21 protein-coding genes are annotated in these 24,586 nt (G+C 71.2%); 13 read left to right on the top strand and 8 right to left on the bottom strand.

What is annotated here, in order from left to right; all coding sequences use genetic code 11:
- Positions 1–92 precede the first annotated feature (92 nt).
- The 10 genes from AB0C28_RS01505 to AB0C28_RS01460 all read left to right on the top strand — a co-directional run bounded on the left by AB0C28_RS01505 (position 93) and on the right by AB0C28_RS01460 (position 12,365).
- Positions 93–842 carry an IclR family transcriptional regulator gene (locus tag AB0C28_RS01505; protein WP_358072662.1) on the top strand — a complete coding sequence of 250 codons (750 nt, stop codon included), beginning with the start codon at positions 93–95 and terminating at the stop codon, positions 840–842.
- 100 nt (positions 843–942) lie between these two features.
- The gene (locus AB0C28_RS01500) at positions 943–1,371 is read left to right on the top strand and encodes an organic hydroperoxide resistance protein (RefSeq protein ID WP_357840114.1); all 429 of its coding nucleotides are present in this window, start codon (positions 943–945) and stop codon (positions 1,369–1,371) included.
- 110 nt (positions 1,372–1,481) lie between these two features.
- Entirely contained in the window at positions 1,482–2,138 is a 657-nt protein-coding gene (locus tag AB0C28_RS01495) for a TetR/AcrR family transcriptional regulator (protein ID WP_357840117.1), read from the top strand.
- Positions 2,139–2,227: 89 nt separating this feature from the next.
- Positions 2,228–3,043 (top strand): alpha/beta fold hydrolase, encoded by an 816-nt coding sequence (locus AB0C28_RS01490; RefSeq protein ID WP_357840120.1) that lies wholly within the window; start codon positions 2,228–2,230, stop codon positions 3,041–3,043.
- Positions 3,044–3,049: 6 nt separating this feature from the next.
- Positions 3,050–3,916 carry a VOC family protein gene (locus AB0C28_RS01485; protein ID WP_357840123.1) on the top strand — a complete coding sequence of 289 codons (867 nt, stop codon included), beginning with the start codon at positions 3,050–3,052 and terminating at the stop codon, positions 3,914–3,916.
- A gap of 262 nt (positions 3,917–4,178) precedes the next feature.
- Positions 4,179–5,489, top strand: coding sequence for an MFS transporter (locus tag AB0C28_RS01480; RefSeq protein WP_358072660.1), 1,311 nt, complete (start codon positions 4,179–4,181; stop codon positions 5,487–5,489).
- Positions 5,486–6,259: an alpha/beta hydrolase gene (locus tag AB0C28_RS01475; protein WP_357840129.1), complete on the top strand. Its 774-nt coding sequence runs from the start codon at positions 5,486–5,488 to the stop codon at positions 6,257–6,259. Before AB0C28_RS01480 ends, AB0C28_RS01475 begins: the two co-directional genes overlap by 4 nt.
- Complete coding sequence (locus tag AB0C28_RS01470) at positions 6,256–7,884, top strand: FAD-dependent monooxygenase (RefSeq protein ID WP_358072658.1); 1,629 nt, start codon at positions 6,256–6,258, stop codon at positions 7,882–7,884. Before AB0C28_RS01475 ends, AB0C28_RS01470 begins: the two co-directional genes overlap by 4 nt.
- A 21-nt stretch (positions 7,885–7,905) precedes the next feature.
- Complete coding sequence (locus AB0C28_RS01465) at positions 7,906–10,008, top strand: hydantoinase/oxoprolinase family protein (RefSeq protein ID WP_358072656.1); 2,103 nt, start codon at positions 7,906–7,908, stop codon at positions 10,006–10,008.
- An 11-nt stretch (positions 10,009–10,019) separates the two neighbouring features.
- Positions 10,020–12,365 carry a hydantoinase B/oxoprolinase family protein gene (locus AB0C28_RS01460; protein ID WP_358072654.1) on the top strand — a complete coding sequence of 782 codons (2,346 nt, stop codon included), beginning with the start codon at positions 10,020–10,022 and terminating at the stop codon, positions 12,363–12,365.
- Positions 12,366–12,457: 92 nt separating this feature from the next.
- Here AB0C28_RS01460 and AB0C28_RS01455 read toward each other — a convergent pair whose 3' ends face one another.
- The 6 genes from AB0C28_RS01455 to AB0C28_RS01430 all read right to left on the bottom strand — a co-directional run bounded on the left by AB0C28_RS01455 (position 12,458) and on the right by AB0C28_RS01430 (position 17,278).
- A complete protein-coding gene (locus AB0C28_RS01455) occupies positions 12,458–12,853 on the bottom strand; it encodes a hypothetical protein (protein ID WP_357840139.1) in 396 nt (131 codons plus the stop codon).
- A 157-nt stretch (positions 12,854–13,010) separates the two neighbouring features.
- Positions 13,011–13,394: a hypothetical protein gene (locus AB0C28_RS01450; protein WP_358072652.1), complete on the bottom strand. Its 384-nt coding sequence runs from the start codon at positions 13,392–13,394 to the stop codon at positions 13,011–13,013.
- Positions 13,395–13,423: 29 nt separating this feature from the next.
- Positions 13,424–13,861 carry a hypothetical protein gene (locus AB0C28_RS01445; RefSeq protein ID WP_358072650.1) on the bottom strand — a complete coding sequence of 146 codons (438 nt, stop codon included), beginning with the start codon at positions 13,859–13,861 and terminating at the stop codon, positions 13,424–13,426.
- Between the two features lie 131 nt (positions 13,862–13,992).
- Positions 13,993–15,597: a D-aminoacylase gene (locus tag AB0C28_RS01440; RefSeq protein WP_358072648.1), complete on the bottom strand. Its 1,605-nt coding sequence runs from the start codon at positions 15,595–15,597 to the stop codon at positions 13,993–13,995.
- Positions 15,598–16,465: 868 nt separating this feature from the next.
- Positions 16,466–16,750: a hypothetical protein gene (locus tag AB0C28_RS01435; RefSeq protein WP_357840151.1), complete on the bottom strand. Its 285-nt coding sequence runs from the start codon at positions 16,748–16,750 to the stop codon at positions 16,466–16,468.
- A 24-nt stretch (positions 16,751–16,774) separates the two neighbouring features.
- Positions 16,775–17,278, bottom strand: a complete 504-nt coding sequence (locus AB0C28_RS01430) for a cupin domain-containing protein (protein ID WP_357840154.1) — start codon at positions 17,276–17,278, stop codon at positions 16,775–16,777.
- 119 nt (positions 17,279–17,397) lie between these two features.
- On the opposite strand from AB0C28_RS01430, the gene AB0C28_RS01425 reads away from it, so the two are divergent.
- On the top strand, positions 17,398–18,447 hold the full coding sequence (locus AB0C28_RS01425) for a LuxR C-terminal-related transcriptional regulator (protein WP_358072646.1): 1,050 nt from the start codon (positions 17,398–17,400) through the stop codon (positions 18,445–18,447).
- 67 nt (positions 18,448–18,514) lie between these two features.
- Here the strand turns inward: AB0C28_RS01425 and AB0C28_RS01420 are convergent, their stop codons facing one another.
- The gene (locus AB0C28_RS01420) at positions 18,515–21,445 is read right to left on the bottom strand and encodes an AAA family ATPase (RefSeq protein WP_358072644.1); all 2,931 of its coding nucleotides are present in this window, start codon (positions 21,443–21,445) and stop codon (positions 18,515–18,517) included.
- Between the two features lie 289 nt (positions 21,446–21,734).
- On the opposite strand from AB0C28_RS01420, the gene AB0C28_RS01415 reads away from it, so the two are divergent.
- A complete protein-coding gene (locus AB0C28_RS01415) occupies positions 21,735–22,664 on the top strand; it encodes an MBL fold metallo-hydrolase (RefSeq protein ID WP_357840164.1) in 930 nt (309 codons plus the stop codon).
- A complete protein-coding gene (locus tag AB0C28_RS01410; protein WP_358072642.1) occupies positions 22,664–24,154 on the top strand; it encodes a carboxylesterase family protein in 1,491 nt (496 codons plus the stop codon). The genes AB0C28_RS01415 and AB0C28_RS01410 overlap by 1 nt, the downstream gene beginning before the upstream one ends.
- A 140-nt stretch (positions 24,155–24,294) precedes the next feature.
- On the opposite strand, the gene AB0C28_RS01405 is transcribed toward AB0C28_RS01410, so the two are convergent.
- Complete coding sequence (locus AB0C28_RS01405) at positions 24,295–24,522, bottom strand: hypothetical protein (RefSeq protein ID WP_357840170.1); 228 nt, start codon at positions 24,520–24,522, stop codon at positions 24,295–24,297.
- Between the last annotated feature and the right edge of the window lie 64 nt (positions 24,523–24,586).

Raw genomic sequence — 24,586 nt, 5'->3', positions numbered from 1 at the left:
AGCGGGTCGAGGGCATCGGCGGACCTCCGAAGGGATGGCTGTGAACGTCCCAGGTATAGGCGGCGGAGCGGGCGTGTGCCAAAGTTCGTTCCGTGCACCGGAACAGCCCACCTGTGAACATGCTGGACAAGGCCATGTCCATCCTGGACGTCTACCGCCCTGACGGTGGCTCGTTCCGTCTGACGGAACTCGCGGCCAGGGCGGGGCTGGCCAAGACCACGGCTTTCCGCCTGATCGGCGACCTCGTCCGGCTCGGCCTGCTGGAGCGCGACGGGGAGCGCTACCGGCTCGGCGGCACGCTGTTCGAGCTGGGCTCGCTCGTCCCGCGCCGGCACGACCTGCGCGAGAGCGCGCTGCCGTTCCTCCAGGACCTGTTCGAGAGCACCCGCCAGACCGTGCACTTCGGGATCCGCGACGATCGTGACGTCGTCTACCTCGAACGCATCCACGGTCATGACGCCGTCCCCCTGCCGTCCCGGATCGGCGGCCGGCTGCCGCTCACGTGCACCGCGATCGGCAAGGCGCTGCTCGCGTTCTCCGGGCCCGAGCTGGCGGACGCGATCCTGGCCGCGCCGCTGCCGCGGCTGACCCCGTACTCGGTCACCGATCCGTTCCGGCTGCGTACGGCGCTGGAGCAGACCCAGGTGTCGGGGCTCGCGTACGAGGAGCAGGAGGCGGCGCTCGGGATCAGCTGCATCGCCGCCCCGGTGTTCGCCGGTGTGGGCGAGCCCGTCGCGGCGCTGTCGGTGGCGGTGCCGCGCGAGCACTTCCGGCCTGCCCACCTCGCCCCGGCGGTGCGCACGGCCGCGCTCGGGCTCTCCCGCACACTGCGCCGGAGTTGATTTCAAAAAAGGTAGAACGTTCGGTCTTGACGTTCGAGCGGTAGGCCGTCATGATGTGTTGAGGGAGAACGTTCGGTCTTCTAAGGAAGGAACCGCGACCATGAGCCAACCCCTTTACACCGGCATCGCCACCTCTACCGGGGACGGCAGGGCGGGAGGAAACGCGCGGACCGACGACGGCCTGCTCGACGTCACCCTGGCCATCCCGAAGGAGATGGGTGGCCCCGGCGGCGCGACCAACCCGGAGCAGCTGTTCGCGGCCGGCTGGGCCTCCTGCTTCCACTCGGCGCTCAAGGCCGTGGCCGCGCAGCGGAAGACGCCGATCACCGACTCGGCGGTCATCGCCGAGGTGCAGGTGCTCCCGACTCCGGAGGGCGGGTTCACGCTCAGCGCCGCTCTGCACATCGAGCTGTCCGGCGTGGACCAGGCGACGGCGGACGCGCTCGTCGACGGCGCCCACGCGATGTGCCCCTACTCCAACGCGACGCGCGGCAACATCCCGGTCACCCTGGACGCGACCGTCGCCTGAACCCCGGTGGCCGGGCCGTTGCGGACCCCTTCGGCCCGGCCACCGGCTCCACCCCGCGCTCTGTGATCATCGTTTGGGTGCCGCCGTCCGAGCGGATCTATCATGGCCGCATGGTCAGGGAATCCGGCTCCGCGCCGGCCGCTGCCGGTCTGAGCAGCCGCGAGGTCATCTTGAACGCGGCGCGCACCCTCATCGGCGAAAAGGGCTACGACGGCATGGCCATCTCCGACCTGTGCGCACAGTCGGGGCTGCCGCCCAGCTCGATCTACTACCACTTCGGCAACAAGCTCGGCGTCCTCGCGGCGCTCCTTGAGCGCACCTTCGACGAGCTGCACGCGCTGTTTCCCAATCCGTCCTCGTTCGACGACCTCGCGCCGCTGGAGCGGCTCGAAGCGTGGTTCTCGGCCGCGTGCCGCTCGCTCGACCGGCGGCCCGACTACCTCCGGCTGCTCGTCGCGATCAGCGTCGGGCCGCAGAAGGACGCCGAGGTGGTGCGCAAGACCGTGCGCCGCATCCGCGACTACGCCCACGCGTCCTGGGTCGACGCGCTCACGCCCATCTTCGCGCCCGAGGGCGGCGAGGCCGCCGAGGCCCTCGTCCAGCGGCTGGCCATCCTCGGCCGCGCCCTGACCGACGGTCTGTCGGTGACCAACAGCTTCGACGAGATGTCCTACAGCTCGCAGGTCACGCCGTTCGTCGCCCTGGTCCGCGGCCTCGCGGAGCACCGCGACGGCGCGCAGCGGCTCTTCGACGACAGCGAGGCCTGACCTCAGGAAATCCGCACCGAAGTCACTCTTGATAACACTGCCGAAATTTGTATAGTGAACGCTACATACACCAGCTGAGAGGCGGCGGAGTGACGAACACGTTGGATGTCGGTGACCTGCGCCTGGCCTACACCGAGGCCGGCGCCGGCGCCCCGGTCGTGTGGCTGCACGGCTCAGGACCGGGCGCCACCGGTCTGAGCAACTTCGGCGGCAACCTGCCCGCCTTCGACGACTACCGCAACATCGTGATCGACCTGCCGGGATGGGGAGACACCCCGCGACCCGAGCTGGACGAGCCGCTGATCTTCCACGCCGCAGAACGGGTGTGCCGGGCGATGACGGCGCTGGGGATCGAGCGGGCCCACCTGGTCGGCAACTCCTACGGCGGCGCCGTGGCGATGCGGATCGCGATGCTCCACCCGGAGCGCGTGGACCGGCTCGTTCTCATGGCGCCGGGCGGAGTCCTCCCGGCGGACGCGCCGCCCTGGCCCGTCGGCCTGGACCGCCTCTTCGCCTACATGGCCGCCGCCAAGCCGTCGCGCGAGGCCATGGCCGAGTTCGTCCGGCTCATGGTCTACGACGAGAGCCTCGCGACCGAGGAACTCATCGACGAGCGCTACGAGGCGAGCCTGCGCGCCCACCCCGAGCTGCCGATTCCCCCGAACTTCGGCGACCTGACCCACGACCTGGGCCTCATCGCCGCCCCCACGCTGCTCGTGTGGGGCAGGGAGGACCAGACCGTCCCCCTGACCTGGGCGCCCAAGATCCTCGACGGGATCCCGGACGCGGAACTGCGCGTGCTGCCGCACTGCCGGCACTGGGTCCAGTACGAGCGCGCGCCCGAGTTCAACCACATCGTCCGCGAGTTTCTGCAGGGCGGAGCAGCCGCCGCATCGGAGGGATGACACACCGTGGGTATCAGGAAGCTGGGCTACGTCGGCCTCAACGTCACCGACGTCGAGGCGTGGACCGACCTGCTCGGCCGTACTCTGGGGATCGGCGTCACCCTCGCCAAGTCCGGCACCGACGAGGTCGCCCTGGCCGAGCTCGACGAGTTCAAATACCGCGTGGCCCTCTATCCGTCCACCGAGGACAGCCCGCGCGAGCTGGGCTGGATCGTCGACACGCCGGGCGAGCTCGACCGGCTCACCCGGCGGCTCACGGACGCAGGCTTCACCGTCGCGGAGGGCACCGCGGAGGAGAGGGAGCTGCGCGGCGCCACCCACCTGCGCTGGTTCACCGACCCGGTCGGCTACCGCGTGGAACTCGCGGTCGGTGAGGCCAAGGTACGCATCGCCGCCGCCCGCCCGCCCGGCGGTCCCGGCACGACCGGTCTAGGGCACTTCGTCCTGGCCAGCCCCAAGCTCCAGGAGCTGCGCGAGCTGTACGAGTCGGTGCTGGAGTTCAAGCTGACCGACTACCGCGCCCCCGGCCTGTTCTTCTTCCGCTGCAACCGCACCCACCACAGCATCGCCCTGGCCAGTGCGGAGAATGCGTCCATCCATCACCTGGAGTTCGAGCACGGCTCGATCGACGACGTCGGCCGGGCCTACGACCGGGCCAAGGAGAACGACGTACCGATCTCCATCAGCCTCGGCCGGCACATGAACGACAAGGCGATCTCCTTCTACGTACGCAACCCCAGCGGCTTCCACCTGGAGATCGGCTGCGCGGGCATCGAGGTGGGCGAGGACTGGGTCCCGCACGACTTCGGCCGCCCTGACGTCTGGGGACACCACCACGCCAACGCCAACCCCTTCGCCGCACCGAAGTCGTGACCCGGCCGGCCCCGCTCACCGAGCGAGCCGTCCACACCGCTGACCGTGACGCGGCCTGACGCTCATCCCCGCCGGTGGGCACGGGCGCCCCTGACGTCCTCGGCACCGCCGGCGCACCCCCACTGTTGTAGAGCGAACGCTACATACACGGCCTGCGGCGCCCTCATGGGCGCCGGTCCAGGCTTCCTCGGGGGCTTTTCGACCATCGCGCAACCAAGCGAGGTTTCCCTTGAACGTTCTCGAGCAGGTCAAGAACTCACCGATGAGTCCCGCCCAGATCAGGGCGGTCGCGCTGTGCCTCGTGATCAACCTGGTGGACGGGTTCGATCTCCTGGTGACCTCCTACGTCGGGCCGACGATCACCCGCGAGTGGGGCCTGTCCGCCTCCGGCGTGGGCGTCCTGCTGAGCGGCGGACTGGCCGGCATGGCCATCGGCGCGCTCTTCCTGGCGCCGCTCGCCGACCGCATCGGCCGCCGCCGGCTCACCCTCCTCTGTCTCGCCCTGGCCTCGGTGGGCATGCTCGCCGCGGCCCTCACGCAGGACTTCAACCAGCTTCTCGCCAGCCGCCTGGTGACCGGCGCGGCGGTCGGGGCGATGGCCGCCAGCCTGCCGGTGCTCACCTCCGAATTCGCCAGCAACCGGCGCAGAGGGCTGGTCGTCGCGCTGATCACCACCGGGTACGGCATCGGCTCGGTCATCGCCGGCATCGCGGCCAGCCTGCTGATCGGCTCGTACGGCTGGCGCTCGGTCTTCGTCTTCGGCAGCGTCGTCACCGCCGTCCTCCTCCTGGTCGGCCTGCGTTACCTGCCCGAGTCGATGGACTACCTCGTCGCCCGCCGCCCCGCCAACGCGCTGGAGCGCTTCAACCGGCTCATGGTGTCGATGGGACGCGCCCCCGTCGAGACCCTGCCGGCCCCATCGGGGTCGGGGGCGGGCAAGGTGGCGCTGGAGTCGTTGTTCCGCGGCAGTAACGCGGTCAGGACCGTGCTGGTCTGGGTGGCGTTCACCATCGCGCAGCTGGTCTTCTACTTCGGCAGCTCGTGGACGCCCAGCCTGTTGCTGAAGGCGGGCATGTCCAACCAGCAGGGCATCAGCGGCGGCGTGCTGTTCAGCCTCGGCGGCGTCACGGGCGCGATCCTGCTGGGCGTGCTGGCCTCCCGGTTCGAACCGCGCCGGCTGACGGCGGCGTACTTCGTGGCCGGCGCGCTCATGCTCATCCTCTTCTCGTTCTCGCTCGGCACGCTGGCCACCGCGCTGGTCGTGGCGGTGCTGGTCGGGCTGTTCCTGAACGGCTCGGTGTCCGGGATCAACGTCATCGTGCCGAGCCTCTACCCGGCCGAGTCCCGGGCGACGGCGCTCGGCCTGGCCGTCGCGGTGAGCCGGCTCGGCGCCGTGCTGGCGCCGCTGATCGCCGGATTCCTGCTGGAGGCCGGCTGGACCCCGGGATCGATGTTCCAGGTCTTCGCGATCCCGGGCCTGATCGGGGCCGCCGCCGTGTTCCTGCTCACCCGGTTCCGGCGTACGACCGAGGACGCTTCGCCCGAGCCCAGGGCGGCGGTGGCCGAAGCATGATGACGGAGCAGGCGGGCGCGCGACCCGTTCTCGTGCTGCTGCACGGCGGCGGGCCGGGGGTGGACGCCGCGAGCAACTGGACGGGGGTGCGGACCAGGCTCGCGGCCCGGTTCCACTGCCTCGCGCCCGACCTGCTCGGCTTCGGCACGCGGATCAGCGGCGACGGGACGGCCGGCCTCCGGGGGCCGCGGGCGTGGGCGCGGTCCCGCGCCTGGCAGGTCCTCACCCTGCTCGACCAGCACGGCCTTGACCGCGTGCACGTCGTCGGCAACTCGGCCGCCGGCGGCGCCGCGGCACTCGCCCTCCTCGCCGCGGCGCCCGACCGGGTCGGGCGCGCGGTGCTCATGGGCGGCGCGGGCACGGGGCCTTTGCCGCGTACCGTCCCCTTCTACGATGAGCCGACGAAGGCGTCCATGCGCGCCACCCTCGCCCGCCTGGTCGCCGACGAGAGCGTGCACCGCGACCTCCTCGACGACCTGGCCGGCCTACGGCTGGAGCAGGCCCTGCGCCCCGGCGCCGAAGCGGCCTTCCGATCGATGTTCGCCGAGGTCGCGGGCGGGCCGCCGCCCGTCGATCCCGGTACTATCGCCACCCCGGTCCTCGCCCTGCACGGGGAGCGGGACCGGGTCCAACCGGTGGAGGTCTCCGAGCGGCTCGCCGCAGCCCTGCCCCACGGCCGCCTTGAGGTGGTGGCGGGGGCGGGGCACTGGATCCACGTCGACCGGCCGGATGAGTTCTGCACCCTGGTAGGGGAGTTCCTGAGCGCATGACACCGCAACCCACCACCCCCGATGAGCCGGCCGTCCTCGTCGTCGGCGCCGGCCCCACCGGTCTGACCCTCGCGATCGACCTCGCCAGGCGCGGCGTGCCGTGCCACGTCGTGGAGGCCACGGAGGAGCGGAGCGTCAACCCCCGGTGCAACACCACCTCCGCCCGCTCGATGGAGATCTTCCGGCGGCTCGGGCTGGCCGACGACATCCGCCGGGCCGGCCTGCCGGAGGACTACCCGACCTCGATCCAGTACCGGACGAGCCTGCGCGGCGAGCAGATCTTCCGCATCGACCTGCCGTCGGCCGGCGACGTGCTGGCCGGCGCCGGCCGGGACGACTGGCCCACGCCGGAGCCGCAGCACCGCATCTCGCAGCTGTTCCTCGAACCCATCCTGGAACGGCACGCGAGCCGGCACCCGCTGATCACCCTCGACCGGGGCACCCGGCTGGTGGAGCTGCGGCAGGACGACGACCACGTCGAGGCGGTGGTGGAGTCCGGCGGCACCCGCCGCACCCTCCGCCACGCGTACGTGATCGGCTGCGACGGGGCCCACAGCGCCGTCCGGCGCGCGCTCGGCATCCGGTACGAGGGCATCGACGCCATCCAGCGGTTCGTCTCCACCTTCGTCCGCTCACCCGAACTGGGCCGGCTGGCGGCCAAGGACCGGGCGTGGACGTACTGGACCTACGGTCGCCGGCCCGCCGCGCTGATCGCCATCGACGGCGGCGAGCACTGGCTCAACCACGCCGCCTTCCCTCCCGATCACGACACCGAGGCCGAGGACTCCCAGCGGTTGCTGGAGGAGGCCGCAGGCGGCCCGGTCGAGCACGAGGTGCTCGGCGTCGTGCGCTGGACCGGACGCAAGCTGGTCGCCCAGCGCTACCAGGACGGCCGGGTGTTCCTGGCCGGGGACGCCGCCCACATCTGGATCCCCGTCGGCGGGTTCGGCATGAACGCCGGCATCCAGGACGCGGCCACCCTGGGCTGGATGCTCGCCGCCGTGCATCACGGGTGGGCGCCGCCCGGGCTGCTGAGCGCGTACGAGCTGGAGCGCAAGCCCGTGGGGGAGCAGTTCGCCGGCGCCGTGGGGGCGGCGGCGCGCAAGTCGTTCGCGGACGTCTCGCCGGACATCCACCTGCCGGGCCCCGAAGGTGAGAAGGCCCGCGCCGAGCTGGCCGAGCGGCTCGCGATCACCGAGCCGCACCGGTACTCACCCGACGGCTTCAGCTTCGGCTATCACTACGCCGGCTCCCCCCTCGTGGCCGGCGGGGAGGAGCAGGCGGCCATCACCATGGGCGACTACCAGGAACGGGCCAGGCCCGGCTTCCGGCTGCCGCACGTCTGGCTCGCCGACGGCCGCTCGGCGCTCGACGTGCTCGGGCCCGACTTCACCCTGCTGCGCACCGACCCCGCGATCGACGTCACCCCCTGGACCGAGGCCGCTGGGGACCTCGGGATCCCCCTCACCGTGGCCGACCTGCCCGGCGACCACCGCGAGCGCTATCCCACCGCGCTGCTGCTCGTACGCCCTGACCAGCACGTCGCCTGGATGGGCGGCGCGGACGCCCGCCCCCGCGAGCTCCTGCACACGGTCACCGGGCGCGTCATCGCCCACCAGCGGTAAAGATCACCAGGAGAAACGCACATGCCATACGCACTGGGCATCGACGTGGGCGGCACGTTCACCGACGCCGTCGCCTCCGACGGGGCCGGCCGCATCGTGTCGGCCAAGACGCCGACGACCCCGCCGAACCGCGAGGTCGGCGTCATGCGCGCGATCGAGGACCTCGCCGGCGAGCTGGGCATCGGCGTCGGCGAGCTGCTGGCGCAGACCGACTACATCGCCCACGGCACCACGGCGTCGATCAACGCCCTGGTCCAGGGGCAGGTGGCCGACGTCGGGCTCATCGCCACCAAGGGGCACAGGGACGCGATCTACATCATGAACGCCGAGGGCCGCACGCTCGGCCGCTCGGCCCACGAGATCCAGGACACGCTGCGGCAGCGCAAGCCCGCACCGCTGATCCCGAAGTACCGGGCGCTCGAAGTGACCGAGCGGATCGACTACGCGGGAACGGTCCTGGTGCCGCTGGACGAGGACGAGGTCCGCCAGGTTACCCGCACCCTGGTGGCGCAGGGGGTCGAGGCCATCGCCGTCTGCCTGCTGTGGTCGTTCAAGAACGGGGCCCACGAGCAGCGGGTCCGCGAGCTGATCCACGAGATCGCCCCCGACATGTACGTCACGCTCTCCTCCGAGGTCAGCCCGCGCATCCGCGAGTTCGCCAGAACCTCGACGACGATCATGAACGCCCAGGTGGGGCCGCGGCTGCGCACGTACCTGCTGCCGCTGCAGAAGCAGCTGGAGGAGCGCGGGCTCAAGGGGCCGCTGCTGGTCATGCAGAGCGAGGGCGGCACCATCACCGCCGACCGGGCTCCCGAGCACGCCATCACCACGGTCGGCTCCGTCCTGTCCGGCGGCGTCGTCGGCGGCATGCGCCTGGCCGAGCAGCTCGGGCACCGCAACGTCATCACCACCGACGTCGGCGGCACGACGTTCCTGGCCGGGCTGATCGTGGACGGGGAGCCGGTCATGGCGCCCGGCTCGATCGTGAACCAGTTCCCGATCAACGCGGCGACGATCCGGGTGCACACCATCGGCTCGGGCGGCGGCGCGCTCGCGTCCGTGGACGAGGGCGGCAACCTGCGGCTCGGCCCGCAGAGCGCGGAGGCCGTCCCCGGCCCCGCCTGCTACGGCAACGGCGGCACCCGGCCCACGAACACCGACGCCAACCTGGTGCTCGGCATCCTGAGCGAGCGCGGGCTGCTCGGCGGGCGCAAGCCGCTGCGGCTGGACCTGGCGCGCGAGGCGATCCGCGAGCACGTGGCCGAGCCGCTCGGCCTCACCGTCGAGGAGGCGGCCATCGCCATCCACGAGGTGCAGAACGCGCAGGCCGGAGACCTGCTGCGCCGGGCCGTCGTGCAGGCCGGACACGACCCCCGCGACTTCGTCGTCTACGCCTTCGGCGGAGCGGGACCGGCCCACTGCGCCGGCTACTGCCAGGACCTGGGCGTCAGCGAGGTCGTCGTGCCGCTCGGCCCGGTCGCCTCCGCCTTCTCCGCGTACGGGCTGGCCGCCTCGGACGTCGTGCTGAGCGCCGAGCTGTCCGACCCGTCGTCGTTCCCCGTGCATCACGCGGTGCTGGAGTCGCACTTCGCCCGGCTGGAGGCCGACCTGCAGCGCGGCCTCGACCAGCAGAAGGTGAAATTTCATGACGTGACGCTGCAGCGCGAGGTCGATCTGCGTTACTCGATGCAGGTCACCGAACTCGCCACGGCCGTCCCCGACGCGTTATTCACCGAGCGCACCGGCGAGGAGATCCTCGAACGCTTCGAGAGGCAGTACGAGCGCATCAACGGCAGCGGCGCCGGTTACCGCGAGGCCGGCGTGCAGGCGATCACCTACCGCGTTCGCGCCAAGGCCGGGCTCGGCTTCCCCGTCGGGCTGCCGGAGATCCCCGCGGCCGACGGCCCCGACCCCTCCGCCGCGCTCGTCGAGAAACGTTCCGTCTGCCTCGATTCGCAGCTCGGCTACGTGCCCACCCCCGTCTACGACTACGCCCGGCTGCGCGCGGGCCACGAGCTCGTCGGCCCGGCCGTCGTCGACGTGCCGACCACCGTGGTCGTCGTCCCCGCCGGCGTCACCGGCCGCGTCGACCGCCTCGGCAACCTCGTGCTGAGCTACCAGTGAGGATACGTTCCATGGCATCAAGGATCCCCGGGGCGGACGAGTTCACCAGCAGGCCCCTTCCCCGCGCCGAGCTGCTGCGGCAGATCTCGCCGGCGCTGTCGCTGCACCAGGTGGACGATGCTGGGGAGGTCGACGCCCTCACCTACGAGGTCGTCCGGCACCGGCTCTGGGCCATCACGCAGGAGATGGGCGAGACCCTGCGGCGGATGTCGGGCTCGCACGTCGTCACCGAGTCCAACGACTTCAACTTCTCCATCTGCGACGAGCTCGGCGAGCAGGTGCAGGTGGGCACGTACAACATCGGCCTGATCGGCTCGATGGACCTGGCCATCGTCTGGACGCTGCGCAACCGCAGCGACAATCCCGGCATCGCCGAGGGCGACATGTTCCTCTGCAACGACCCGTGGATCGGCGGCGGGCTGCACCAGAACGACGCCGCGATCCTGGCGCCGATCTTCCACGAGGGCAAGCTGTTCGGCTGGACCACCGCCATCGCGCACCAGGTGGACCTGGGCGGGCCCCGGCCCGGCTCGTTCAGCCCGTCCGCGCAGGACGTGTTCGGCGAGGCCGTGCCGACGCCGCCGCTGAAGGTCGTGCGCGGCGGGGTGCTGCAACGGGACGTCGCCGACGCCTGGGTCCGGCGCTCGCGGCTGCCGCACCTGGTGGGTCTCGACCTCCGGGCCAAGATCGCCGCCAACAAGAACGCGGCCGAGCAGATCCTGCGGCTCATCGCCAAGTACGGCGCCGACACCGTCAAGATCGTCATGCGCCGGATGATGGACGACGCCGAACGCCGGCTGCGGGCCAAGCTGGAAACCCTGCCCGACGGCACCTGGACCGCGGTCGGCTACCAGGAACAGTCGCAGACCGGCGACCGCGGCCTGCACGCGATCAAGGTCGCGATGACCAAGGAAGCCGATCGGCTCGTCTTCGACTTCCGCGGCACCGCCGGGCAGACCGGCATCATCAACTGCCCGTACCCGGGATTACGAGCCGGGATCGTCTTCACCATGCTGCCTCTGCTGGCCGGGGACATCCCGTGGGCGGCCGGTGGGCTGATGCGCTGCTTCGAGATCATCACCGACGAGGACACCATCACCAACGCGTCCTTCCCCGCCGCGGTCGGGAAGGGGCCGTTCGGGCCGGCGTGGGGAGCGGGCAACCTGGTCGCCGAGGTGCTGGCCAGGATGCTGGACGCCGAACCCGACCATCGCGGCGACGTCCAGTCGATCTGCAACGGCACCACGGACCTGTGCGTCGTCTCCGGCGTGGACGAACGCGGCGGCGGCGCCAAGGGCTTCGTCTCGCCCGTCTTCGACGTCATGGCCGGCGGCTACGGAGCCCAGGTGCACTACGACGGCGTCGACACCGGCGGCAGGCTCATCATCCCCTCCGCCCGGGCCCCTGACGTCGAGATGACCGAGTACCTCTACCCCCTCGTCGCCCTGTGGCGCCGCGAGCAGACCGACTCCGGCGGGCCGGGCCGGCAGCGGGGCGGGATGAGCGGCTCGGTCTGTTACGTCCAGCATCCTGCCCAGACGGGGACGATGTCGCTGGTCGTCTCCGGCACCGGCAAGGTCGCGAACCAGAACGTCGGCCTGGCCGGCGGCTACCCGGGCAACTCCCAGCTCGACCTGGTCGTACGCGGCATCGACACGCCCCAGCTCGCCCGGACGGCCACCATCCCCGCCGGCCTGGACGAGCTCGGCGGCGAGACCGAGGTGCTGCCCTGCGAAGGGGAGTCGACGCTCGGCGTCGGAGACGCCCTCTACCTGCACTGGCAGGCGGGCGGCGGCTACGGCGACCCGCTGCTGCGGCCGGCCGGGCAGGTGGGGGAGGACGTGCGCCAGGCCCGCGTCTCGGTGCGGGCGGCTCGGGACGTCTACGGCGTCGTGCTCGACGAGGACGGCGAGGTGGACCCGGCCGCGACCGACGAGACCCGCGAGAAGCTGCGGCACCGCCGCGCGTCCGACGCCGGCCTGTCCGGCACGCGGCTCACCCCGATCGGCGCGCCCGACCTGACCACGGCCCGCCGACTCGACGACAACCTCGCCGTCGTGGAGTCCCCGTCCCCGTCACCATCGTCGTCGTCACCGGACGGCGGAACCGTGGTCTGCGTGCACTGCGGCACCTGGATCGGGCCGATGGCGGGCGGCGCGTTCGTCACGGGCCTGGCCCGCCGCGACTCGCCGCCGGCGGAGGCGGGTCCGCACATCTGGCCCGACCCGGGGGAGTACGTGGACGCGGAGATCGTCTTCCGGCAACTGTTCTGCCCCGGCTGCCTGACGGCGGTGCACTCGCGCGTCGTCCCGGTCGATCATCCTCTGCCCGCCGACGAGTATCGGAGCTGGACGTGAGCCCGGCTGCGTATGGTTCGCCGGCCCGCCACCACTGATCAGGTCTGAGCGGCCCAGCTGTTCGCGCATCACCATGCCGCGGCTCGGGCCGCTCAGCCCGGTTGCTCACTCCGCCGTCGCAGCCAGACCACCCTTCCTCCTGCCGCTGCCCGTCCGGACGTGGCCTCAAGCCCCTCGCGCTCACTCTCCCGCGGCACCCAGTCCACATAGGGAAAGAACACCGCCCGCCAGCACAGCTTGATGAGCAGGATCTCGCCATAGACCGGAATGAGACCCAGCAACGAATCGCGCAGCCGGTAGGACGTGAACCGGGACAACAACCCGATCCCCACGACCATGAACAGTCGCATGCCCGCCAACTGCACCGTGTCGGCAAGATACGGGACCTCTCCCGGGGGCGTCCGCGCATACAGGAAGTCCACATATTCACGTTCGAGTATTCCGGCGAGCGAGTATCCGCCTACGAAGACGACCGCAACCAGCAGCACCGCTCCAGGCCGGCGCATCGTGTGCCTTCTCCGCAGCGCCTGTCCGCCATTCCCCACAACCGTTTCCTCCGCTCACGACGACAACGCGGGCAAAGCCATTGGGCGGGTGGAGCGCATAAGCCCGAGTGATCGTCCCATACGGGGGCCGCGGGGTCACCTATCGCGGTCGGTCCAACACGTCCAGATCTCCCTCCATGGTGACGACCACGATCCACGATCGGTCCTCGGCGAGGAAATAGTGGTGCTCCGGTATTTCGAGCAGCGCGGCCACGACCGCGAGGGCGTTCTCATCGGTGAAGCGCACGCCATAAGGCGAGAGCGAGTCGCCGACGTGTTCGACCACGGAGCCCGGGCCCAAGCGCCGCCGCACCTCTTCCGCCGCCTTGGCGGCCGGCCGCTGGTCGTCGGCGATTCTCCAGTGCGCATGCCTGCCTTCGACGCGCTCCCAGGCAATCTTGGTCCCGTCGGCCGGAAAGTGACGGCTGATCCATCCGAAAACGGCTGACTCGTCGCGACGCTCCAGTTCGTCGAGCGGCGGCACGGCATAAACGGCCTCCCAGTAATCGTCGCTCAGCGGGATCGCACCTCGACTTCCATGGGCGAGGTGCTCGACCGGTCGTAAACCCAGACCTCCACCGTCCGCCCGGCATGTGCCTTGCTGACGCCCGCGACACAGTAGGAACAATCGCCGGTAGGCGCGTCCCGCACCTCCCACTCGTCCTCGCGGAACGGCTCCAGCAACTGGTACCCCGACACGGCGCGACCTGCTTCGAAGAGAAGGTAAGCATCGCTGGAGCCCGCATCGCAGCCATTGTTCTCGGTCATGGTCTGGGCCACCTCGGGCGGCAGCAATCCTTCCACAGCGCTTCTGAGTTTCGCGGTTTCTTTCGCTGCCGTGTCCATACATACAGCCGTTGAAACGCCGCCGCCGCCGCTCAGGCCGCACCCGGCGGACGCGATCGCGACGCTCAGCAGAACAGCGAGGAGCATTCGCGGCCGTGCGTGCATGCATTTCCTCCTGAAGCGCGACTCGTACGCGCGAGATTCCCCGGGATCTTCCGCGAATGTACACGTACGGCACCGCCTGAAACAGCGCTCTTCGAAACAGCAGGTCGTCAGGCCCTTCGGAACTGCAGGTGTCAGCGCCCGCGCCGCAGGGCCCGGCCGGAGAGCTGCCCGGTGGGTACGCCGTCCGCGAGCGCGGGACGCCCGTTGACCACCACGTGCCGGACCCCGGTCGCGTACCGGTGCGGTTCCTCGTACGTCGCGTGATCGCCCACCGTCTCCGGGTCGAACACCACGATGTCGGCGTACTTGCCCGGGGCGAGCAGGCCGCGATCCCGCAGGCCGAGGTTGCCCGCCGGCAGGCTGGTCATCCGGCGCACCGCCTCGCCGAGGGTGAGCAGGGACTGCTCGCGTACGTACCGGCCGAGAATGCGGGCGAACGTCCCGTACGCCCGAGGATGGGTGGGCACGTCGGCGTACGGTGCCTCGGTGGCGAAGGTCGGCGCGTCGGAACCGACGGAGACCCACGGGTTGCGCAGCGCGGTGCGCAGCGTCTCCTCGCTCATCATGAAGTACATGGCGTGCAGCGTCGGCTCCAGCTCGACCAGCCGCAGCAGCATCTCCACCGGGTCCGTGCCGTGCTGGTCGGCCGCCTGCCGCAGACTGAGCCCGCGATACTCGACCGCCGGCCCGCTCGGGTCGGGGAGCAGCATGACGCCGTCCGCGCCGCCCGCAGCCAGGTAGAGGTTCTCCCAACGCTCTGACGGGGTCGTCACGGCTGCGCGGATGCGGGCTCGTTCGGCCGGATCGGCCAGTCGGGACGCGAGAGCTTCGTGGCCGCCTTCGTGGAAGTCCGGCGGGATCGAGGAGCCGAGCTGGGTCTGCCCGGCGAGATAGGGATAGACGTCGGCGGTCACCGGCTGCCCCGCCGCCCGGGCGGCCTCGACGCGCTCGACGGCCCGCGCCATCTTCGGCCAGTTGTGCTGCCCTGCGGCCTTGAGGTGATAGATCTCCGCGTGCACCCCGGCCCGGCGGCCGATCGTGATCAGCTCGTCCACGGCGTCCAGGAAGTGATCGCCCTCGCTGCGCAGATGAGAGACGTACGTGCCGCCGTACCGGGCGACGACCTCGCAGAGCGCGACCAGCTCGTCCGTGGAGGCGAAGCAGCCCGGCGGGTAGATGAGCGCCGACCCGATCCCGAGGGCACCGTCGGCCAGCTCCTCGTCCAGCACCCCGCGGACGCGGGAGAGCTCGGCCGCGGTCATCGGCCGGTCGTCCGAACCCGCCCCGATCATGCGCAGGTTGTGCGCGCCGACGAAGCTCACCACGTTCTGCGCGACCCCCTTGCCTTCGAGATGGGCGAGGAACTCCGACAGCCGGTCCCACACCAGCGGCGGATCGTCCGGCGCGTTGCCCGATTCGAGCTCCGCCCGCAGCTCAGGGGTGTGGGGCCCGATCGAGGTGCCCTCGCCGAAGACCTGCGTGGTGACGCCCTGGTAGAGGTCGGACAGGCCGCGGCCGTCCTTCTCCAGGGTGAAGTACGCGTGACTGAGCACGTTCACGAAGCCAGGCGCGACCACCAGCCCGGTCGCGTCGAGCACCGGCACGCCGTCGAGTTCGCCCACGCCGGGGCGCACGGCGGTGATCCGGTCACCCTCGACCAGAACGTCGGCCACCCGGCCGGGGCCGCCACTGCCGTCGTGAACCGTGCCACCGCTGATCACCAAGGTCGTCGTCATACCAGCATCCTGCGACGACGACACCGTCCAGCAGTTCATCGGATCCGCTGAACCCGGCACCGACCTTTGGTGGCCACCGACAAAGCACCCGGCCCGGCATTCGGCTGGACGAAGCCGCTATATCGGTCCTCCACCCCGAATACTCCTTTTACCGGCGACCGGGGGAGCAGCCATATTGAGAAAGGCCACGGGCGTGGGGAGGTCAGGCGATGGCTCAGCTCCGCAGATGTTTCTTGGCAGCCCTGCCCCTCTTGATCCAGACAGGCTGCACGGTCGACGGCGACGAAGGTCAAGGATCCCAAACGGGGGAAGCGTACGTACGCGGCCGCACTGTCGTACGAACTGGGTGCGGGCCGGCGTTTCACCTCCGCGTTCGCCCCCTGGATCGACGGCGGCAGCTGGATCAACGAGATCGGCCCCGGCCTCGAAGGCTCGATCGCCGCGAACGCGGCGGCGACGTTCGTGTACGAGCGGCCGAACGCGAGCTCGGCCCGCGAGGTCCTCAGCCATGTCGTGCCTCCGGACGGCTGGAACCGCGCGGCGATCGGCCTGAGCGCCAGAGCGGCCGGGTCGGCGTCCCTGGGCGCGGGGCCGATGGCGGGCGTGGAGGTGGACGCCGAGGCCGAGACCGCCGCCGAAGTGGTCCTCTACCCGGACAAGGGCTTCGCGGTGACGCGGGCCTGGCGGGGCGAGGTCGGGGCGGGATCGTCGGGAAACGGGCCGACGCTGCTCGGCCTGCGCGCGGGCTGGAACGGCAGCCTGGCCGTCTCCTACAGCCTCTTCTTCGACCGCGATCGGCGCGCCCGCCAGCTCACCGTGACGACCGAGACCGTCACGGGCAGCACCATGCAGCGCACCACCCGGCTGCTCAGCACTCGGCGCCGTCGACGAGCTGCCCGCCGCTGCCGTCGAACGGGTCGGCGAGGTCGCGGGCGATCTCCGGGTCGCTCCAGACCAGAGCGGTGGACCTCCACGAACGGCGGGTGCGGGCATAGGGCAGGAACTCCCCGGTGTCCGCTCTGGCCCGTAGGTGGGCGAGGAGCTCGCGGACACACTGCAGCCGCTCGTGCTCAGGAAGCCAGGTGAGCCACGGAAGGTCCTCGGCCAGGGCTTCTTCGGCCGGGACTCGGTTGGAGCGGGCCACGATGGTCATCGCTCGTATGGCGATTCGACGCCATCAGTCGAGGTAGGCGGCGGGCATCGGGTCGTCGGTGGCGAGGGGTGGGCCGAGGATGGTCTGGCCGTGGGTTCTGGCTGCGGCGGCCAGGTCGGCGGGGGTGATCGTCCAGCCCTCCGGCTTGGGCTGGGAGAGGGCGCGGCCGGCGGTGCGGAAGAAGCCTTCCATGCCTGCGGGCGTGCTGACGGCCAGCATGTCCGCCGTCGGTGAGGTGATCCGGTACGTGTGCGGGACCCGGCGCGGCAGGAAGGCGACGCCGCCTTCGGAGAGTTCGTAACGCTGGTCGCCGGCCCAGACGATGCCGCTGCCGGACAGGAGCACGATGATCTCGTCCTCGTCGGCGTGAACGTGGACCGGTGCGGCGGAGCCCTCGGGGGCCGCCGAGCGGAACATCGTCAGCCGGCCCTCCGTGTGCCGGGCGTCCAGCAGGATCTGCATGATGCCGCCGCCGAGCCATTCCAACTGCTCGTGGTCGGCGGCCTGGGCCAGGTAGGGGAGGGTCACGAGGGTCCTTTCTTCAGAACAGGTACGAATCGATCGCCACGGTAAGGGGCCCGACCTTGGTTTCGGCATCCCAGATTTCTGGGATCTCGCTCAAGGCACGGTCGGTAGGCTGTCAGCACATGGGGCTTTCTGTCGCACAGCGTGAAGCCGTACGCGACATTGTGGCGATCTGTTCCCTCGACCTGGATTCGCGGACGTTGCGAGCCAGGATCGCCGAGCGGCTGCGTCGCGTGATTCCCCAGGACGCGTTCTGCTTCGGCACGATCGACCCGTGGACGCTGCTGATCACCGACGAGGTCTCCGACGGCATCCCCTCGGCCGCCGCCATCGCGGCGCCCAACGAATACCTGGTCGCGGACGTGGACAAGTTCGCGGACCTGGCCCGGTCCGGCCGTACCGTGGCGATCCTCGGACAGAGCACCGGTGGGGATCCTGAGGTCAGCCACCGGTACCGGTCGGTGTTGCCCGTCATCGGCGCGCGGCATGAGCTGCGGGCCGTCTTCGTGGCCGACGGCAGGTGCTGGGGCGGGGTGGCCCTGTTCCGGAACGGTGGACGGCCCGATTTCACGCACGGTGACGCTGAGCTGGTGCGGGCCGTCTCCGCTTCCGTCGCGGTGGCGCTGCGGCGGGCCGCGTGCCGGCCTGGTGCTGGGGTGGGGGTGAGCGCCGATTCGGGCGGTCCTGGGGTGCTGATCGTGGATCGGGGTGGAGTGGTGCTGGCGGCGAACGAGGCCGGGCGGGGAAAGCTGGACGAACTGTCGCCGTACCGGATGGCTGTGCACGAGGTGGCGGCGGCCGCTCGTGCCGGTCACGGCGCCGAAGCCCATGCGCGGGTACGGTCGCGTACCGGGCGGTGGTTGTCGCTTTGGGGGTCTCCGTTGGAGGGTGGCCGCGAAGGGGACGTCTCGGTAGTCATCCAGGCGGCTCCGACCTCGGAGATCTCGCAAATGCTGATGCTCGCGTACGCCCTCAGCCCGCGCGAGCGGGAGGTGCTGCAGCGGGTGATCGCGGGGGTGCCGTCCGCCGGGATCGCCGCCGAGCTGCACATCTCCGCCAGTACTGTGCAGGACCACCTCAAGTCGCTATTCGCCAAGGTTGGTGTACGCAGTCGGGGCCGGCTCGTGTCGCACATCCTCGGCGAGCACTATCTGCCTCACGCCGCCCTCTGAGGGGCATCTCGGATGGCTGGCCCGGCACCCGCACTGGTGAAGATCGTGCCGATTCCGCCGCCGCGTGTCAGTCCCGGGGTACGCCGCCCGCGTCCACCACGTCGCGTAGCTGGGCGCGGGTGGTGACGCCCAGTTTGGGGAACACGCGGTAAAGGTGCGAGCCGACAGTCCGCGGCGAGAGGTAGAGCCGCTCCCCGATCTCGCGATTGGTCAGCCCGCGGGCGGCGAGCCGGACGATCTGCCGCTGCTGCGGGGAGAGCTCGGCCAGGCCCAGCGCGTCCGGCACGGTGACGTCCGTACCGGCGGCCCGCAGTTCGGCCCGTGCGCGTTCGGCCCACGGGCGCGCGTCCAGCCGGGCGAAGACCTCGTGTGCGGCGGCGAGGTGCGGTCGCGCCTCGGCGATGCGGCGCCGCCGCCGCAGCCATTCGGCGTACTCCAACCGCGTCTGGGCCTGCTCGAAGGGCCGGTGTTCCAGCGCCGGCTCCGCCAGCGCGGCCAGGAAAGCCCGTTCGGCCTGCTCCGGGCCGGCCAGCAGCGCACGGCTGCGTTCGACGAGGGCACGCAGGCGGTCGGATCCGCCCTCGGTCAGGGCGCGGGCCGAACGTTCGACGATCTCGGCCGCCTCGGCGGAGTGGCCGGTACGCGCCGCCGCCGCGGCGAGCTCCGGCAGCGCCGGGTACGAGGCGTGGTAGTGGACGGGATCTCCGTCGCGGTCGAAGAGCGTCCGGTACTGCTCGTACGCGCTCTCGTAGTCACCCTCGGCCGCGGCGGCGGCAGCAGTGGCGCGGCGGGCGTGCACGGCCACCGATCGGCTCTCCAGCGGATCGACCAGGCGCAACGCCCGCTCGGCGAGGGCGCGGGCCTCGCCCGTGTCGCCCTGGGCGGCCAGCACCATGGCGTCGGTGGCGAGCACGCATGCCGCCGCGTGGTCGAGCTTCCCGGCGGCCAGCGCGCCGATGTCGGCGCACACCTCGCGCGCCTGCGCCCAGCGGCCGTACTCGAAATAGGCGAGCGCCGCCACGCCGCCCATCCCGTCGGGGATCGGTCCCCTGACCCGCCATGACCGCATCGCCTCGTCGAACGTCCGTACGGCCAGCGCGGTCTCGTCCATGATCCAGGCGGCGACGGCGAGCGCGGTCAGTCGTTCCGGATGGTCCCTGGCCGTGGTGATCATGCCCGGCAGCCGGGGGACGAGCCGGCGCCCGGCGCCGAACGGGTCCGCCACCATCCGTACCCAGTCACGCAGCGGGCCGTCGGGCAGGCGCGGCAGGATCCGGTCGATCTCGCGCCGCTGCGATTCGTCGCCGGAGTAGAAGCGCAGCACGGCTGCGGCGGCCAGCGCGTCCAGCGCGGTCGCCGGGTGCGTGGCCGCCGGATCGTCGGCGATCCCGATCAGCTCGGCGAAGACGGCGTTGTGCTGCCGGCTCAGCGCCGTCAGCCGTCCGACGCGCAGGGTCGCGGCAGCCAGTACGGCGGGGTCGTCGGTACGGGCGCGCACGCGTTCGGCCAGCTCCTCCACCCAGGCCAGGCGGCCGGTGAGCACGGCCAGGCCGGCCGCCTCGACCAGCAGCCGCGTGCCGTCGCCGGGCACGGGGCTCAGCTCCGCGGCGCGGGCCAGCGCCTTCGCCGCCGCCGCGTAGCCGCCCCTGCGACGGGCCCGGTCCGCCGTACGCTCCAGGGCGGCCGACACCTCCGCGTCCGGGTACGGCGTGGCCGCCGCGAGATGCCAGGCGCGGCGGTCCGGTTCGTCGCCGAGGACGTCGGCGAGCGCGCGATGGGCCTGCGCGCGGGCGTCGAAGGGTGCGGACTGGTAGAGCGCGGAACGGATCAGCGGATGGCGGAACCGCACCCGCCGGCCGGCCTGGGTGATCAGCCCCGCCTGTTCGAGGGTGATCCACGTCTTGTCGCCGGTGTCGGGCAGCAGCGCGAGGACGGCGTCGGGGGGATCCTCCACGTCGGCGGCCGCGAGCAGCAGCAGCGTACGGCGGCAGGCTTCGGGCAGTTCCGCCACCTGGGCGGCGTAGCCGGCCGCCAGCCGCTCGCCGACCGGCAACGGGCCAGGATCGAGGTCGCCGGGGTCGCGGGAACGGGCGGCCTTCGCCAGCTCCAGCAGCGCCAGCGGGTTGCCGGCGGCCTCGGCGAGCACCCGTTCGCGGACCCCGGCCGGCAGTTCCGGCGCGCGCAGGCCGAGCAGTCGGCGGGACGTCGCGTCGTCGAGCGGCGCCAGCGTGATCGCCGGGAACGCGTGCTCGAACCCGGAGAGCGGCTCGTCGTCGCGTACGGCGACGAGCAGGGCGACCGGGTCGTCGTCCAGCCGCCAGGCTACGAAGGACAGCACGCCGGCGGAGGCGGCGTCGATCCAGTGGGCGTCGTCGACCACGAGCAGCACGGGCGCATGGTCGGCCAGCCGGGACAGCAGGGTCAGGACCGCGAGTCCTGTCAGCAGGGGCTCGGGTTCGTTCGGTACGTCGTGTACGTCGTGTACGTCGTGTACGTCGTGTACGTCGGGAGCGTCGGGCGCGTCGTGTAGGTCGGGAGCATCGTGTACGTCGCGAGCGTCGCGTACGTCAGGATCGTCGGGTGCGCCGGGAGCGTCCTCGAAACCGAACGCCCCCAGCAGAGCCCGGCGCTGCCGCTCGGGCAGCGCGTCCGCCTGGTCCAGTACGGGCCGCAGAAGCTGGTGGAGCCCCGCGAAGGCGAGATCTCGCTCCGACTCGCGGCCGGTCGCGCGCAGCACACGGTGACCCGCATGAGCGGCGCGGCGGGCGGCGTCCTCCAGCAGGGTGCTCTTGCCCGCCCCCGGCTCACCGGCGACGATCAGAACACCGCCACGCGGCACGTCGGCTTCGCGCAGGTCGCCGTCGTGCGGCATACCGGCCCCGACCCGGATGAGCCGGGCGAGCCGTTCGACCTCGGCGTCCCGCCCGACGATCGACGGCTCCGCCCCGAGGCCCGATGGCTCAGGCCCGAGACTCGACGGCTCCCGTTCGACACTCATCGGCTCCCGTGCGACGATCGCCGGCTCATCCGCGGCAGGGAGACCCGCCGCACGTCCGTGCGCACGTTCACCCCTCATCACCCACCTCCTCGTCCGAGCCCGCCCCCACCACCGACCCGCCGCCACCATGCCGCGAGCGAGTGCCGGCAGCGACGGGGCGGCCACATCCAGCGCGCTCGGTCACATCGGGTGCAGTCATCTGACGGATACCGATGATCCGCCGCCGCCACGCACGATGGTCGGGCGGAGGCGTTCCCCGGCACCCCACCCATCCAACGGAGGATTCCCCATGGTCAGAGAAACGGTCGACCAGATCACCCTGGGCGAGGTGACGATCACCCGCGTCTGGGAGCACCACGGCCCGGTCGGGATGACGCCCGAGCAGTTCTTCCCCGAGACCTCGCCGCGGACCTGGGAGGACAACTCCTCCTGGCTGGCGCCGCAGTTCCTCGACCCGGAAACGGGCATCGTCAACAGCGCGATCCAGACCTGGCTCCTGCGCAGCGAAGGCAGGACCATTCTCGTCGACACCGGCGTCGGCAACCACAGATACCGACCCTACGCGCCGGTCTGGAGCTACCTCGACACCGGCTACCTGGGCAACCTGGCCCGCGCCGGCGTCCGGCCCGAGGACGTCGATCTCGTCGTCAACACCCACCTGCACATCGATCACGTCGGCTGGAACACGTTTCAGGACGACCGCGCCTGGGTGCCCACCTTCCCCAACGCCACGTACCTGATGCCGAAGCCCGACTTCGACTTCTGGAACCCGGCCAACGACCACAAGTCGGTCTTCGGGCGGGGCAATCAGAACGTGTTCGAGGACAGCGTCCTGCCCGTCCACGAGGCGGGTCTGACCCTGCTGTGGGATGACTCGTACCAGATCGACGCGAACCTGCGCCTGGACCTCGCGCCCGGGCACACGCCGGGATCGTCCGTGCTCACCCTGCTGTCGGGCGCGGACCGGGCGGTGTTCGTCGGCGACATGATGCACAGCCCCGTGCAGTTCATTGAGCCGGACGTCAACAGCTGCTTCTGCGAGGACCCCGCGGCCGCCCGCGCCTCCCGCGCCAAGGTCTTCGGCTGGGCCGCCGACAACAACGCCCTGGTCATCCCCGCGCACCTGGGCGGGCACGGCGCCGCCGAGGTGATCAGGGAGGGCAGCGGGTTCGCCGTCAAGGGCTGGGCCCCGTTCTCACCGTACTTCGAGGAAATCTGATGAAGCAGCACGTGGACGTCGTCACCGCGCAGGGCACCGTCCGGGGACGGCGCGGCGACGACTCCGTCGTCTTCCTGAACATCCCGTACGCCGCGCCCCCGGTGGGCGCCGGCCGCTTCCAGGCGCCGCGCCCGCACGCCCCATGGACGGGCACAAGGGACGCCACCGAGCCGGGATCGAACGCGCCGCAGTCCGAACGCAAACTCGGTCGCCTAGATATGTCCCCATATTTCGGACCCGGCTGGATCACCGGCGACGACTACCTGACCCTCAACGTGTGGACACCCGAGACCGCCGCCGCCGACGCGCGCCTGCCCGTGCTGGTCTTCGTGCACGGAGGCGGCTTCGTGGCCGGATCCACCCGGTCGCCCCTGTACGACGGCGCCGCCTTCGCCCGAGACGGAGTCGTCCTCGTCACCCTCAACTACCGGCTCGGCATCCCGGGCTTTCTCCACCTGCCCGGCGCACCCGACAATCGGGGCCTGCTCGACGTCATCGCCGCCCTGCGCTGGGTACGCGAGAACATCGCGGCGTTCGGCGGCGACCCTGGGACCGTCACGCTGTCCGGCCAGTCCGCCGGCGCCACGATCGTGGGCGCTGTGCTGGCGACGCCCGAGGCGGAGGGCCTGTTCCGCCGCGCGATCGTCCAGAGTGGCAGCGGCCTCGGAGCCTTCACCACCGAGCAGGCCGCCCGTGTGACCCGCGCCGCCGCCGCGGCACTGGGCGTCGAGCCCCGCGCCGAGTCCTTCGCCGACGTCCCCGACCGGCGCCTCGTCGAGGTCATTCCCGAACTGTCGGGCATCGACCTGCGCACCGCCACCCACTACGACCCGCTCATCGGGCTCAGCCCGTTCAGCGTCGTGCTCGACCAGCAGCCCGCCGAGGCTGTCGCCGCCGGCCGCGGAGCCGCCGTGGACCTGCTGGCGGGCACCACCACCGAGGAGGGCAACCTCTACCTGGCGCCGTTCGGGACCCTGTCCTCCTCGACCGACGCCGACGTCACGGCCGCCGCGACCCGCTCCCACCCCGAGCCCGGCCACCTCGTCGAGACCTACCGCAAGGCGCGGCCACTCGCGTCCAGCGGCGAGCTGCGCTCGGCGATCATGGGCGACGCCCTCTTCCGCGTGGGCAACCGGCGACTGGCCGACGCGCACGCCGCGCATCGCTCATCCGCCACCTACGTCTACAGCTTCGCCTGGCGCTCGCCGGCACTGGGAGGCGAACTCGGCGCGGCCCACACCGTGGAGCTGCCGTTCGTCTTCGACGCCACCGCCCTGCCCGGACTGCGCGGGCCCGACGCCCTGCTCGGCCCGGACGAGCCACCCGCCGACCTCGCCGCCCGTACGCACGCGTCCTGGATCGCCTTCGCCGGAACCGGCGACCCCGGCTGGAACCGCTACGACGTGACCCACCGCACCACGAAGATCATCGACAGGGAAGAGACCGTGGCGAACGACCCACGCGGCGCGGAACTGCGGGCATGGCCATGACCCCCTCGTCCGAGGTCATCACCCTGGCTCTGGCTCTGGCCCGCAGTGGTGCGACGGACGGTTGTTCGGGAATTACTGTGGCTCCTCTGGCTCACCGTCGTTGCTGAGCCAGTCGCTCGACTATCGGGATTGTCGGCTCCTCAGCGGTGGGGCAACTGCGGGTATACCACGAGGAAGAAGACAGCGAGCGCCACAATGGCGAGGATGACTTGTGTCCCGAAGCTCAAGTCGTCCTCGTCGCTGTTACGGCGGGCACGCCAATCTTCGCGATTGCGTCTACGTGCCGACTCTTCGTTGGAGCGACGGACCATTTCGCATTGCTGGTCTATCCGCCGTGAGCTCTCCCGCTGGTAGTCATCGAAAGGCATTTGTTCGGTCCTCCTGGGTTGCATCGTTGGCAGCCAGCTGAAACGGAAGGCCGTCACTGCAGGT

This window comes from Nonomuraea sp. NPDC048892 (assembly GCF_040649735.1).
Taxonomy (GTDB): domain Bacteria; phylum Actinomycetota; class Actinomycetes; order Streptosporangiales; family Streptosporangiaceae; genus Nonomuraea; species Nonomuraea maheshkhaliensis.
The sequence above is the reverse complement of the archived record's forward strand: the minus strand, read 5'-3'. Positions and strand labels throughout refer to the sequence as shown.

Excerpts from the sequence above, each read along its gene's own strand:
- AB0C28_RS01475 (WP_357840129.1), top strand. The coding sequence starts at position 5,486 with ATGATGACGGAGCAGGCGGGCGCGCGACCCGTTCTCGTGCTGCTGCAC.
- AB0C28_RS01415 (WP_357840164.1), top strand. The coding sequence starts at position 21,735 with ATGGTCAGAGAAACGGTCGACCAGATCACCCTGGGCGAGGTGACGATC.
- AB0C28_RS01435 (WP_357840151.1), bottom strand. The coding sequence starts at position 16,750 with ATGACCATCGTGGCCCGCTCCAACCGAGTCCCGGCCGAAGAAGCCCTG.
- AB0C28_RS01480 (WP_358072660.1), top strand. The coding sequence starts at position 4,179 with ATGAGTCCCGCCCAGATCAGGGCGGTCGCGCTGTGCCTCGTGATCAAC.
- AB0C28_RS01420 (WP_358072644.1), bottom strand. The coding sequence starts at position 21,445 with ATGAGTGTCGAACGGGAGCCGTCGAGTCTCGGGCCTGAGCCATCGGGC.
- AB0C28_RS01460 (WP_358072654.1), top strand. The coding sequence starts at position 10,020 with ATGGCATCAAGGATCCCCGGGGCGGACGAGTTCACCAGCAGGCCCCTT.
- AB0C28_RS01410 (WP_358072642.1), top strand. The coding sequence starts at position 22,664 with ATGAAGCAGCACGTGGACGTCGTCACCGCGCAGGGCACCGTCCGGGGA.
- AB0C28_RS01470 (WP_358072658.1), top strand. The coding sequence starts at position 6,256 with ATGACACCGCAACCCACCACCCCCGATGAGCCGGCCGTCCTCGTCGTC.
- AB0C28_RS01495 (WP_357840117.1), top strand. The coding sequence starts at position 1,482 with ATGGTCAGGGAATCCGGCTCCGCGCCGGCCGCTGCCGGTCTGAGCAGC.
- AB0C28_RS01405 (WP_357840170.1), bottom strand. The coding sequence starts at position 24,522 with ATGCCTTTCGATGACTACCAGCGGGAGAGCTCACGGCGGATAGACCAG.
- AB0C28_RS01440 (WP_358072648.1), bottom strand. The coding sequence starts at position 15,597 with ATGACGACGACCTTGGTGATCAGCGGTGGCACGGTTCACGACGGCAGT.
- AB0C28_RS01465 (WP_358072656.1), top strand. The coding sequence starts at position 7,906 with ATGCCATACGCACTGGGCATCGACGTGGGCGGCACGTTCACCGACGCC.
- AB0C28_RS01500 (WP_357840114.1), top strand. The coding sequence starts at position 943 with ATGAGCCAACCCCTTTACACCGGCATCGCCACCTCTACCGGGGACGGC.
- AB0C28_RS01445 (WP_358072650.1), bottom strand. The coding sequence starts at position 13,861 with ATGCACGCACGGCCGCGAATGCTCCTCGCTGTTCTGCTGAGCGTCGCG.
- AB0C28_RS01425 (WP_358072646.1), top strand. The coding sequence starts at position 17,398 with ATGGGGCTTTCTGTCGCACAGCGTGAAGCCGTACGCGACATTGTGGCG.